The sequence below is a fragment of the Chungangia koreensis genome (genome assembly GCF_042651785.1).
Taxonomy (GTDB): Bacteria; Bacillota; Bacilli; order Bacillales_A; family Planococcaceae; genus Chungangia; species Chungangia koreensis.
In genome coordinates, this window is the sequence record NZ_JBHSEC010000022.1 from 79,980 (window position 1) to 92,657 (window position 12,678).

A 12,678-nucleotide genomic window follows, 5' to 3' on the forward strand; every position below is an offset into this window, starting at 1 on the left:
AACTCATATTTTAGTATTATAGTGGTCACGATAAATAGTAACGATAAATAAAGGAGGAAACAATTTATGAAGAAAAAATTATTAAGCGCTATATTCTTATCATTTTCTCTTGTTGCTTTAGCAGCATGTGGTTCGGATGATACGGCAAAAGAACCTGCAACTGAAGATACAGATACAGTTCATCCCGAAACTGAAAAAGTACAAAAAGAGGAAACAGTTGAACCAACAGGTAATGTAGTAGAAGTAACAATCCACGCTACAAACTTTGAGTTCGATAAAAAAGAAATTAAAGCAAATGTGGGCGATACGATTAAATTGACAGTAGTCAATGATTCAGGCGCTCATGGCGTTGGTATAGACGGATACGATGTTGAAGTTACCGGCGGCGAAACAGTTGAATTCGTAGCAGATAAAGCTGGAGAATTCGAATATTATTGTTCAGTAATGTGTGGTACTGGTCATGATAGCATGACTGGAACATTAATCGTTTCCTAATAAGAACAAACAGTTCCAATAAAAGCTGTCCCTCAGGAAGATATCTACCTGAGGGACAGCTTTTTCTTTTTATCAGGTGGTTCTTCCGAAAAGTGTGTCTCGAAAAACGTTTCAATTTTGTCTATCTTGGTTTATCGGCGGGTATAACACGAATACATAGACAGCAATTTTGGGAGGAACTCGCGCATGAAGTGGAGAGGCAGAAGGGCAAGTACAAATGTAGAAGACAGACGTGGGATGGGCGGTAAGACTTTGATCGGCGGTGGTATAGGCGGCATTGTACTTTTGCTCATTGTCACCTTTTTAGGCGGAGACCCAACAGAAATGATGAATAACTTCCAAATGGGAGCGAATGAACCTTACGTGGAAACAAAAGAGGATCAGGAGCTCGCCGAGTTCGTGTCAGTCGTCTTGGCGGACACGGAAACAGTATGGAACGATCAGTTTCAGGAGCAAGGGATGGACTATCGGGAACCTACTTTGGTCTTGTTTTCAGGGAGTGTTCAAACAGCTTGTGGGGGTGCCTCATCAGCAGTCGGACCTTTCTATTGCCCAGGTGATGAAAAGCTATATATTGACCTAAGCTTCTAAAAGGAGCTTCAGAACCGTTTCAATGCACCGGGTGACTTTGCGATGGCTTATGTCGTTGCCCATGAGGTTGGACATCATATTCAAACACAGTTGGGCATATCCCAGCAGATGGCAGAGCTGCGTCAGAAGTTGAGTGAGAAAGAATATAACAAATATCAAGTGCGTATGGAATTGCAGGCTGACTATTTGGCGGGTGTTTGGGCTCATCATGCCCAAGGAATGGGGCTTTTAGAAGAAGGAGACTTAGAAGAAGCGTTGAATGCTGCCTTTGCAATTGGTGATGATACGTTACAAAAACAGGCACAAGGGTATATAGTACCTGACAGCTTTACTCATGGAACGTCCGAACAACGGAAGAAATGGTTCTATCGAGGCTTCCAGTATGGGGACTTGGACCATGGGGATACATTCAACACAAATGATTTATAAGGAGTGATAGGAAATGGAAGGACAAGTACGTTCATTTTTCTTGGAGGACCGTGGAGACATTCCGAATAATCAGCATTTGCCGGTTATTTTCTATCAAGGTGTATTTGACGACGGTTTAAATATGGAGGCTGCGTTCGCCCGCCATAATTGGACGAATAGTTGGACAGGGGATATTTACGACTATCATCATTACCATAGCAATACGCATGAAGTATTAGGAGTGAAATCAGGAAAGGCCACGTTGCTTTTAGGTGGCGATGATGGAGAACGCCTTGAATTGGATGCAGGGGATGTTATTGTTTTGCCTGCTGGAACAGGTCATAAGAAATTGGAAAGCAATTTCGACTTCGAAGTGATCGGCGCTTATCCGAATGGTATGTCACATAACTTGCGTGAGCGGGATCCGCACGGCAGAGCCGAGTCACTCGATGAAATCCAGAATGTCCCGGTTCCGGATATGGATCCGGTCTATGGAGAGGATGGACCTTTACGCCATAAGTGGGTGAAGTAACGGAAGATATGACTAATTGCCTAAGAAGGGTTGACATGTCCCATTTGTTATTCTAAAATAGGGCACAATGAATTGAATACGTAACCTCATCTTTCACAGGTGAGGTAGAGGCGCGGTATTTAACAGTCCTTGGTAGAGCTCAGAGAAGCGATGAAGCCATGGAGAAGGAAATATCGCCGAAGTGTGCATGATTTCTCGAATTATGCATGCTGGGTCTGCAGTTAAGAGCTGCAGGACTGTCTCGATTAATTCCCAAGTTGATCGAGTTGTGCTATCTCATTTATGGGAAAGAAGAGGAATTTTGGGTAACCGTCAAAGGCCTGAGTTCGTCTCAGGCCTTTTTATTATACGGTTGCCTTTTTGTATTCACCAAAACTATGACAACAAGGAGAGAATCATAATGAAAAAGAAATTAGCAGTTTTAGCAACAATTTCACTATCAGCAATGATGATGTTGGCAGGGTGTGGAAGCGGCTCTGAAACACCTGAAGCGTCCGCAGACGAAAATACATTTAGAGTTGGACTTGAAGCAGGTTATGCTCCGTTTAACTGGACACAGATGGATGACTCTAATGGCGGAGTGAAAATTGACGGGAATGCAGAATATGCTGGCGGTTATGATGTTGAAATCGCAAAGAAAATTGCGGATGGTTTAGGAAGAGAATTAGTTATTGTGAAATCGGAATGGGACGGGCTTGTACCTTCTTTGACTTCTAATAAGATTGACGCAATCATTGCAGGAATGTCTCCGACGGAAGAACGGAAGAAGACGATCGACTTTACGGATAACTACTATACTTCTGATTTAGTAATGGTTGTAAAAAAAGGATCCGCGTTTGAAAATGCAAAGTCTATCCAAGATTTCAGCGGTGCAAAAGTGACTGCTCAGTTAAATACATTCCACTACTCTGTAATTGATCAGATCAAAGATGTTAAAAAGCAGACTGCAATGGACAACTTTCCTGCAATGCGTGTAGCACTTGAGTCCGGCATGATCGATGGATATGTATCTGAACGTCCTGAAGGGATTAGCGCATCTTCGGCAAATGACAATTTCGTGATGGTTGAATTCGAAGAAGGGTTCGAGACATCCGCTGATGACACGGCGATTGCAGTGGGCGTTAAGAAAGACAGCGAATTGACAGCAAAGATTAATGAAATCCTTTCTACCATTTCAGAAGAAGAACGCCAGGAAATTATGGATAATGCAATCTTGAACCAGCCAGCAGCACAATAATAAGCCGGCAAAGCCGGTTCCACTTAGAAAAGGGGGAGAAGCATGAGCTATGAATGGATCGTGACTATCATCTCAGATAACTGGCCGATGTTTCTCCGCGGAGCGGGGATGACCTTACTCATTTCCATCATCGGTACATTAATCGGGGCTATGATTGGATTAGCGATTGGAGTCATTCGGACGGCTCCGGTTTCAGAAAGTAAATTGAAAAGAGTTCTTCTTAAGATAGTCGATGTCATTTTATCGGCATATATCGAATTTTTCCGAGGCACTCCGATGATTGTCCAAGCGATGGTCATTTTTTACGGCTCCGCTTTGGCCTTCGGCATTGATATGGATCGGCTGATAGCTGCAATCATCATCGTCTCTATCAACACCGGGGCATATATGGCTGAAATTGTGCGGGGAGGTATTTTATCAGTCGATAAAGGCCAATTTGAGGCGGCACATGCAATTGGAATGAGTCATTTCCAGACGATGCGCCATGTCGTCATGCCACAGGTAATACGGAACATTCTCCCCGCAACTGGGAACCAATTCATTATCAACATTAAAGATACATCCGTATTAAACGTAATCGGCGTGACAGAGCTATTTTTCCAAACAAAGTCAGTCGCAGGAAACAACTTCAGGTATTTTGAATCGTTTTTCGTTGCTTGTGTTCTATACTTCGTTATGACTTATGCAGTTACGTTGATCCTTCGCTATGTTGAAAGAAAAATGGATGGACCCGAAAATTACGTGATCGTCGGTCAGCCAAATGTAATCGGCACTGGACAGATTAAAGAAAAATAGAAGGAGGGAAGATAATGGAAGCGGTTATAGATATTCAGCACATAAGCAAATCTTTCGGTCAACATGAAGTGTTAAAGGATATCGACTTTACAGTCCATAAAGGGGAAGTCGTCTCCATCATCGGCTCTTCAGGTTCGGGGAAATCCACCCTCCTTCGATGCATCAATTTGTTGGAGAAACCAAGTGGTGGGATGATCATCTATAAAGGTGAGAATATATTGGACGGCAAGCATAATGTCAACTCGTACCGGACTAAGTTGGGCATGGTTTTCCAGCAGTTCAATTTATTCAACAATCATAATGTATTGGAAAATTGTACGGTCGGGCAAATGAAAGTGTTGAAACGTTCGAGGGAAGAAGCAGAAAAAGTGTCGATGCGGTACTTGAAGGTTGTCGGCATGGACCAATATGTCAATGCGAAACCGAAGCAGCTATCTGGCGGCCAGAAACAGCGTGTGGCGATTGCACGTGCATTGTCGATGGAACCGGATGTCATGCTGTTTGACGAACCGACGTCCGCCCTTGACCCGGAAATGGTCGGCGAAGTTTTAAAGGTAATGAAAGAATTGGCCGAATCAGGGTTAACGATGCTAATCGTCACGCATGAAATGGAATTTGCAAGGGAAGTATCTGATCGGGTCGTCTTTATGGACAAAGGGGTCATTGCAGAAGAAGGGAAACCGGAACAGTTATTCAATCACCCGAACCAAGAACGGACGCGAGAATTCTTGAAAAGAACGTTAGGGTCAAATGTGTGATCACTAACATAACTAAAAACTAATGATAGAACAAGAAGACTCCAGCATTTCATTTGCTGGAGTCTTTTCTACAGTTTTATGACTGTGGGTATGTTTCCTGAAGGAATTTAACAGATGCCAAAATCAGCTCTTTCAGGATCTCTTCATCGATATCAGCCAATTTGTTGATGTAGACACAAGCGGCTCCGGTAGTATGCTTGCCGAATCGCTTTAGTAACTCTTCACGCTCTGATTCACCTGGCGTAAAGTATAAGCTAATCTTCGCTTTCCTTGGAGAAAAGCCAACCAATGGGGCTTCCCCCTCGTGACCGGATTGGTATTTGTAATGATACGAACCGAATCCGATAATGCTTGGCCCCCACATTTTCGCTTCCAAACCTGTTGCTTCAGTGAAAATATCCAGTAACCGGTACGCATCCGCCTTTTTCTTCGGACTATCCACCCGTTCAATAAATTCAATGACGCTATGGTCAGTCTCTTTCGTTTTTAACTTATACATTTATAATCCTCCTTGGCCGTGACATTCTTTCATTTCATCGCTGGTCGTGTAGAATCCTTCCATCAGGCAGTATTTTGTACGTGAATCAGACTATCTGTTAAAATAGTTGTAAGAGCATATGGAACTTTTTAATCAAAAGGGCATCTGAATCTTTGTTTCTAAAACGAAATCGTCAAGACGTGGCATTGGCCATCACCTTCATTGAAAGTCATTGTTTATCGCGACCTTTGCCAAGAAGCAGGGTCCTTTTTTATACAGTAAGGAGGAATTTCGATTGAATTTCATCTCATCTGATCTACCTGTTTTCATACAACGAGAATTGGAAAAAATCCATGAAAAGCTGGTTCCAATCATGAAAAGGGCAGCTAAGTATACATTATGGTCATTTCCACTAATTGGTATGTCGATTTTTAATGTAGCATTCCAGTTATTATTTGTACCAGCAGATATGAGATCCCTTTTTGTCCTAATACTTTTCTCGGTCGCTGGCGCAATCGGTTTTGCCTTGTCTAAAGAGGCCAAATTCCAGAAACGGCAAATTCGTAAATTGAGCAGCGAGTTCATGGTAGAACGAATTATTAGCAGTGAAAATGCTACAGAAGAGTCAAAAAGTAGATATGTGGCATTGGTTAAAAACCAACCCGTTCATGCAGTCCAGCACTTTGTGGATTTTTTGAAAAAGGAAAACCAGCAATTGCTGACGAACAATGAATTTACATCGTATTAAATTCTATTAAATCTTTGTTAGGTATCTATTAGTAAAAAGGCACAGGTGAACCTTCCTTTCTAACATAAACTATCACTGTAAGGGCCCTTACATTTTAGTTTAATTAGGAAAGGAGGAAGAGCTATGGGTTACGCATACGGCGGAGGATACAACAATAGCTTTGCTTTGATTGTTGTATTGTTCATTCTTTTGATCATCGTTGGCGCAACATTCTACGGTGGCTACTAATAACCACAACCAAACCACATTACCGATACTCTCTCCGTAAATGCTCTCGGTGTCGAAAAATTTTTGGACGAAGAACCCCACTCTTCGTCCTTTTTTCATTTAAAATCGTTCATGCAAATTGATTTTAAAGCCATATTAAATGAGAAAAGAAAGTTGCAATATCCTTTTAATATACAGATATAGGTTGTTTCAACAGTAAATTTTTAGTATGATTAGATGTCAACTCTATTGCAAAGAGAGGAAACGTATAAATGAAGAAATCAATCTACGGATTAACAATAGATCAATTAACAAGCTGGCTTATTGAAAATGGTCAGCAAAAATTTAGAGCTGCCCAAGTTTGGGACTGGCTATATAAGAAACGCGTCATAAGTTTTGAAGAGATGAATAACGTCAACAAGGAATGCCGCCAGCTCTTGGCAGAGCATTTTGTTATAGAGCCTCTGGAAGAAGCGGTTAAGCAGGAATCTGAGGATGGAACGATCAAGTTCCTGTTCAGGTTGTCAGACGGTAACCTGATTGAAACAGTATTAATGCACTTCCCATACGGCTTATCTGTCTGCGTTACTACACAGGTAGGATGTAATATTGGTTGTAGTTTCTGTGCGAGTGGACTTCTGCGTAAGAGCAGAGACTTGGACGCTGGTGAAATCGTCGGACAAATCATGAAGGTGCAGAAACATCTTGACTCTAAAGGAAAAGGCGAGCGTGTCAGTCATATCGTTGTCATGGGAATCGGTGAACCGTTTGACAATTATTCAAATTTGATGGACTTCCTTCGCGTGATCAACGACCAAAAAGGATTGTCGATTGGTGCTCGTCATGTAACGGTTTCAACAAGTGGATTAGCTCCGAAGATCAAGGATTTTGCGAATGAAAATATCCAAATTAACTTGGCGATTTCTCTTCACGCACCCAATGACGAGCTTCGCACACGAATTATGAAGATCAACCGTGCGTTCCCGCTCGAAAAAGTGATGGATTCAGTCGATTACTACCTGAAGGAAACAAATCGACGGATCACGTTTGAATATATCCTTTTGGATGATGTCAATGACCACGTGCAAGAAGCGGAAGAATTGGCAAAGCTTCTTTATAATAAACGACATCTGTCATACGTAAACTTGATTCCTTATAATCCGGTTGATGAACATGCCGACTACAGCCGGAGTAAACCGGAAAATATTAAAGCTTTCTATGAGACGCTTAAAGGCCGGGGCATCAATTGTGGCGTACGTCTTGAACATGGAACGGATATTGACGCAGCGTGCGGACAACTACGAAGCAAACAAATAAAAAAAGAAAAAGCATTATAATTGGTTTTCAAGTGAATAATAGGATTGCTGCCTATCCTCTTGGGTAGGCTTTTTCTATGAGTTAACTCACTGATGTCAGGGTATGTTAATACTGTTTTAACATAACTGCCCTCAAAGCAATAATTAAAATACAAGCAACTTAGACATTTATTTGAGGTGAAAAATGTGAATATTTTATGGGGACTTCTCGGAATCATTGTAATTTTGGGTATTGCATTTCTTTTATCGGACGGAAAAAAATCGATTAATGCGCGAACCATTTTAATCGGTTTAGGTCTGCAGATCCTATTTGGGTTTATTGTATTGAAATGGGAGGCAGGCAGAAAGGGTATTGAGTGGTTATCAGGTATTGTACAATCCGTAATCAATTATGCCGGGGAAGGGATTGCTTTTCTTTTCGGACCAGCAGCAGATGCAGAGAATTTTGGATTCGTATTCGCCTTCCAAGTATTGACTGTCATCATCTTTTTCTCTTCTCTAATTTCGGTATTGTATTACTTGGGCATCATGCAATGGCTCATTAAGTTAATCGGCGGTTTCTTGTCGAAGTTGTTAGGTACAAGTAAACCGGAATCGATATCCGCCGCAGCTAATATTTTTGTTGGACAAACTGAGGCACCGTTAGTCATCCGTCCATTCATCGCCAAGCTTTCCCGGTCGGAACTGTTCGCAGTCATGACAGGTGGACTAGCATCCATCGCAGGTTCTACGTTAGCTGGTTATGCCCTATTAGGAGTCCCGTTAGAATATTTGTTGGCAGCAAGCTTCATGGCTGCTCCGGCTGGTTTAATCGTGGCCAAAATGATGGTGCCTGAAACTGAAAAGGTGCATGACGAGGAATTTGAAATGGAACGGGATGAAGATGCAGTAAACGTCATCGACGCCGCGGCCAAGGGGGCGGGCGAAGGACTTAAACTCGCATTGAATGTTGGAGCGATGTTACTTGCTTTCATTGCACTGATCGCCCTTCTAAATGGTGTGATTGGTGGAATTGCTGGCTGGTTTGGTGCAGAAGGTGTAAGCATTCAAGGTATTTTAGGTTTCATCTTTGCTCCATTGGCATTCGTTATTGGAGTTCCTTGGGAAGAAGCGGTACAAGCAGGAAGTTATATCGGACAAAAATTAGTGTTGAACGAATTTGTGGCTTACACGGACTTTGCACCGGATATTCCGGAACTTTCAGCTAAAACGGTATTAGTCATCAGCTTTGCACTATGTGGATTTGCCAACTTGAGCTCACTTGCCATCCTGATTGGCGGGCTCGGAGGAATGGCTCCAAGCAGACGACCTGACATTGCTCGTTTAGGTTTGAAAGCAGTAGCGGCAGGGATGCTTGCATCCTTGTTAAGTGCGGCAGTAGCCGGTATGTTCTTCTAAGAAACGGGGGCCAAATCGGCTCCTTTTTTTGTATAACAGCTTGCATCAGTAAATTGATAGGACATCGGGTAAAATAAAGAAAACGTTACGAAATAAGGTGTTTGCATGAAAGTAGTGATTATCGGGGCGGGAATTGTTGGTGCTTCTACAGCGTATCATCTATCAAAAAAAGGAGTAGATGTGATCATCGTAGATCGGATGGAGCCGGGAAGAGCAACGGATGCTGCAGCTGGTATCATTTGTCCGTGGCTGTCACAGAGAAGGAACAAGGCGTGGTATGCACTTGCTAAGGGTGGCGCCGCGTACTATCCGGATTTAATCAAGCAATTGGAGGCTGATGGAGAAACTGAGACGGGTTATAAACGTGTCGGTGCGATCAGTCTACATACTGACGAATTCAAATTAGAAAAGATGATGGAGCGAGCTCGCAAGAGGAGAGAGGATGCGCCGGAAATCGGTGAAATCAGGCTACTGGACAACGAGGAGACAAAATCTCTTTTTCCAATGCTATCGGATTCCTTTCGCTCGGTGTATGTGGAAGGGGCTGCTCGTGTAAATGGGAAGGCATTGCGAGAGGCACTTTTGAAGTCAGCCCGAAAAAGTGGAACAGAATTCATAAATGGATCTGCAGAGCTTTACAAAGAGCATGACATTGTTCGGGTAGTTGTAAATGGAAAGCAATTAGATGCCGATCAAATCATCGTGACAGCGGGGGCATGGGCTGGTGAGTTGCTCACGCCGCTTGTGAAATTCAAGGTGAAAGGACAAAAGGCGCAAATTATCCATTTGCAAACGGAGAATCTGAATACCGGAGAATGGCCGGTTGTCATGCCCCCCAATGACCAATACATATTGGGGTTTGAAGATGGCCGCATTATTGCCGGAGCAACACATGAGGATGATTGCGAGTTTGATCTTCGGGTAACAGCAGGTGGAATGAATGAAGTACTTCAAAAAGCGTTAGGAACGGCTCCAGGTCTGGAAAAGGCTGAATTCATAGAAATGCGGGTAGGATATCGACCATTTACTCCTGACTTTCTCCCTGTAGTTGGTCATCTCCCAGCCTATCGGAATGTTTATGTAGCTAATGGATTAGGAGCTTCCGGTCTGACGGTAGGTCCATATTTAGGCAGGCAGCTGTCCAAGCTTGTCTTAGGTGAGGCACCGGATCTCGACTTAAGGCCATACGATGTAAAAGGTGCGATTGACTAATGGAATTGGAAAAGGGATATCCCAAATGTGGGATATCCCTTTCATATACAAGGTTAATTCTAAGATTCGATTTTAATGTTCATCCCTAAAAAGGGGAATACTAACCTGAAAAGGAGCTTGTCCTTTTCATAACCGCGGTAATCTTCCACTAACTTAAGCAACGGAAACCCTACCTACTTTTCCGTCCTTGCGGCCCTGTAGCCGCGCCAGTGTGAATAAGCGTTCTAAAATACGTAGAATGCCAGAAATCAACTCTATCATTGACCTCGCATATAATTATGTTTATTATCCCAAAAAGCCAGCGTTTTGTCAAGAGGTTCCACTTTACAACCCAACTAATCAAATCGCTCCCACATTTCTTCTTCCGCGATCAGTTGTAAATCGAAAGCATTTACAGTGAAAATTTCATAGTCCGTTGTTTCTGCATATTTTCTCGCCAGTTCCATCATGTATTTTGGTGAGCCGCCAGTTTCTTCATCGAAAACAATGAGAAGTCCATCCGTATTGCGTAAAAGAAACTTATCCTTTTCGATAAATTGCCAAGGAGCCTCATAAGGTTTCTTCGTTAGACTTATATGATAATCAGCCATCGCAACCATAGAATGATACTTTTCCTTCTTCGTATCATTCCAATTCTTCTCTTGCTCTAAAAATGGTGTAATGACAGCATATTTCAAATCAGGGAATTCCGGCTGTAATTCTAATACCGTATCGATTGCCCAGGTTTCTACTCCGAGCTGTCCGCTCACAATCACCCATTCCAAACCATCCTCAAGCAATGTAAGTAATTGACGTTTGATCGCCTTCTTGATGAATGGAATACCTGGATGCTTTTCGTCAAAGACCCCGAGCTCATGTGGCTTATATCCGGTGACCAGTATATTTTTGAGCATGCTTCCACCCCAAATTCCATTTCTGTCTCCTCAGCATATCATGTTTCTGTATAATTTTCCTAAGGGGGGCAAATGCTGCTCACCCAGCAGTAGAAACACAGAATTTCTATTGAAAATGGGTTGTACAGATGCTTTAGAAATCAATGAAGAGATATTTATAAGAGAACGATTGGATATCCCAATGGAGTTATCCCAATAGAGAGAAGGCGTAATAGATGACAATAACTATCCGTTTAGTAAGTGAAGAAGATCATTCGCGCTTGGAAGATTATGATTTAACGGAGGAACAACTGCGTTTTACCGCAACTCCGATAGATTCCATTGAGAAGGCGAAGATAGAACCAAACCGCTACCCGATGGTGATCTTACATAATGAAGAAATAGCAGGTTTCTTTACATTGCATACTGTAGAGGGCCCCAAGCCTTATACAGGAAACCCTCAAGCTGTTCTATTAAGGTCTTATTCCATTCGTAACTCGTTTCAAGGCCAGGGGATCGCCCAGAAGTCAATGCAACTTCTTCCTGCTTTTGTAAGAGAACATTTTCCACAGCTCAATGAAATCTTATTGGCTGTTAACTATCAAAATCGAGCTGCCCAGCATATTTATCAGAAAGTCGGCTTCGAAGACACAGGGAAACGGGTGATGGGACGGAGGGGAGAACAGTATGTTTATAGCCTTCTTCTTTAAATTATGTAAATTAGTTAGCCTGCATCTTTGAATAGATTAAGCCGTCTTTTATCCCTTTTGTGCAGCATATAAGCTTCTCTGAATCAGTCCATTTAAGGAGTTCGCTTAAAACAGTGAGGGCGGGCATCGTTAGGTCAGCATTATCCTTTGCCCATTTAATAAGTTCTTCAGAACTCATATCAGTCATTAGTTTGACGATATGGTTCATCTCGGATTCTGATATCGAGTAGCCGTTTAAGTCGCATTTTATTTGTTTTGTAGCCAAGCTGTAATTCCCTATCAGCCGGACGCTCCCACCGATTCCAATAATCGGTAGACCAACATCTTTAATCCAAACGATTGAGCTCAATTCCTGTTTTACATAAGTGGTCAGCTGATATAATGCTTCATCGGATATCGGGAGACCGTCTGAGAAACTCTTTGCTAAAGTAACAACACCGAACGGGATACTCACGGTCTTGATCAATTTCCGATTTCGGAAAAGGGTAACTTCTGTACTTCCTCCTCCAAGGTCAATGGCAACGCCATCAGTAATTTTGATAGACTGTGTAATCGCCAGTAATCCATATTCTGCCTCTTCTTCGCCGGACAATAATCGGATGGTAAAAGGGGTATGCTCATCTACAGCCAAAAGGATTTCTTTTTGATTGTTCGCATTCCGAATCGCTGCAGTTGCGATACACTCAATCTCTTCCACCTCATGATCATGGATGATTTTTTCAAAATCGTTTAGAACAAAGATCAGTTGTTCAACTCCATATTTAGTAAGGGAGCCATTCACCACATGTTGGCTTAAACGTAAAGATACTTTATCCCTTTTAATTTCATCCATATGACCGGAATCCTTTTCTTCATAGATCGAAAGCCTGACCGTTTTTGATCCGATGTCGATAATCGCTAATTTTTTTGATGTCATATCAC

The 12,678-nt window shown here is 42.4% G+C and carries 12 protein-coding genes, 2 pseudogenes and 1 riboswitch; of the genes and pseudogenes, 11 read left to right on the forward strand and 3 right to left on the reverse strand.

Annotated elements, in window-relative coordinates:
- Positions 1-66 precede the first annotated feature (66 nt).
- From ACFOZY_RS15075 to ACFOZY_RS15095, 5 genes and pseudogenes are all read left to right on the forward strand, one after another.
- Positions 67-495: a hypothetical protein gene (locus ACFOZY_RS15075; protein WP_378156968.1), complete on the forward strand. Its 429-nt coding sequence runs from the start codon at positions 67-69 to the stop codon at positions 493-495.
- Positions 496-681: 186 nt separating this feature from the next.
- Positions 682-1,515 (forward strand): annotated as a pseudogene (gene ypfJ, locus ACFOZY_RS15080) (KPN_02809 family neutral zinc metallopeptidase).
- A 13-nt stretch (positions 1,516-1,528) separates the two neighbouring features.
- Entirely contained in the window at positions 1,529-2,026 is a 498-nt protein-coding gene (locus ACFOZY_RS15085; protein ID WP_378156970.1) for a cupin domain-containing protein, read from the forward strand.
- Between the two features lie 97 nt (positions 2,027-2,123).
- Positions 2,124-2,308: riboswitch (Lysine riboswitch) on the forward strand.
- Positions 2,309-2,471: 163 nt separating this feature from the next.
- Positions 2,472-4,058: pseudogene (locus ACFOZY_RS15090) on the forward strand (ABC transporter permease subunit).
- Between the two features lie 14 nt (positions 4,059-4,072).
- Positions 4,073-4,816 carry an amino acid ABC transporter ATP-binding protein gene (locus ACFOZY_RS15095; protein ID WP_378156973.1) on the forward strand — a complete coding sequence of 248 codons (744 nt, stop codon included), beginning with the start codon at positions 4,073-4,075 and terminating at the stop codon, positions 4,814-4,816.
- 76 nt (positions 4,817-4,892) lie between these two features.
- Here ACFOZY_RS15095 and ACFOZY_RS15100 read toward each other — a convergent pair whose 3' ends face one another.
- Positions 4,893-5,315: a DUF1801 domain-containing protein gene (locus ACFOZY_RS15100; RefSeq protein WP_378156975.1), complete on the reverse strand. Its 423-nt coding sequence runs from the start codon at positions 5,313-5,315 to the stop codon at positions 4,893-4,895.
- 274 nt (positions 5,316-5,589) lie between these two features.
- On the opposite strand from ACFOZY_RS15100, the gene ACFOZY_RS15105 reads away from it, so the two are divergent.
- The 5 genes from ACFOZY_RS15105 (at position 5,590) to ACFOZY_RS15125 (ending at position 10,175) form a co-directional block, all read left to right on the forward strand.
- Positions 5,590-6,042 carry a DUF5392 family protein gene (locus ACFOZY_RS15105; RefSeq protein WP_378156977.1) on the forward strand — a complete coding sequence of 151 codons (453 nt, stop codon included), beginning with the start codon at positions 5,590-5,592 and terminating at the stop codon, positions 6,040-6,042.
- Between the two features lie 123 nt (positions 6,043-6,165).
- Positions 6,166-6,270 carry a YjcZ family sporulation protein gene (locus tag ACFOZY_RS15110; RefSeq protein ID WP_378156979.1) on the forward strand — a complete coding sequence of 35 codons (105 nt, stop codon included), beginning with the start codon at positions 6,166-6,168 and terminating at the stop codon, positions 6,268-6,270.
- Positions 6,271-6,521: 251 nt separating this feature from the next.
- A complete protein-coding gene (rlmN, locus tag ACFOZY_RS15115) occupies positions 6,522-7,586 on the forward strand; it encodes a dual-specificity RNA methyltransferase RlmN (RefSeq protein WP_378156981.1) in 1,065 nt (354 codons plus the stop codon).
- A 165-nt stretch (positions 7,587-7,751) separates the two neighbouring features.
- Positions 7,752-8,963, forward strand: coding sequence for a NupC/NupG family nucleoside CNT transporter (locus tag ACFOZY_RS15120; RefSeq protein ID WP_378156984.1), 1,212 nt, complete (start codon positions 7,752-7,754; stop codon positions 8,961-8,963).
- Positions 8,964-9,068: 105 nt separating this feature from the next.
- Positions 9,069-10,175, forward strand: coding sequence for an NAD(P)/FAD-dependent oxidoreductase (locus tag ACFOZY_RS15125; protein ID WP_378156986.1), 1,107 nt, complete (start codon positions 9,069-9,071; stop codon positions 10,173-10,175).
- A gap of 335 nt (positions 10,176-10,510) precedes the next feature.
- On the opposite strand, the gene ACFOZY_RS15130 is transcribed toward ACFOZY_RS15125, so the two are convergent.
- The gene (locus tag ACFOZY_RS15130) at positions 10,511-11,068 is read right to left on the reverse strand and encodes an SLOG family protein (RefSeq protein WP_378156988.1); all 558 of its coding nucleotides are present in this window, start codon (positions 11,066-11,068) and stop codon (positions 10,511-10,513) included.
- Positions 11,069-11,283: 215 nt separating this feature from the next.
- Here ACFOZY_RS15130 and ACFOZY_RS15135 point away from each other — a divergent pair, with 215 nt between their 5' ends.
- A complete protein-coding gene (locus tag ACFOZY_RS15135; RefSeq protein ID WP_378156990.1) occupies positions 11,284-11,757 on the forward strand; it encodes a GNAT family N-acetyltransferase in 474 nt (157 codons plus the stop codon).
- A 10-nt stretch (positions 11,758-11,767) separates the two neighbouring features.
- Here ACFOZY_RS15135 and ACFOZY_RS15140 read toward each other — a convergent pair whose 3' ends face one another.
- Positions 11,768-12,673 (reverse strand): Ppx/GppA phosphatase family protein, encoded by a 906-nt coding sequence (locus tag ACFOZY_RS15140; RefSeq protein ID WP_378156992.1) that lies wholly within the window; start codon positions 12,671-12,673, stop codon positions 11,768-11,770.
- Positions 12,674-12,678 lie beyond the last annotated feature (5 nt).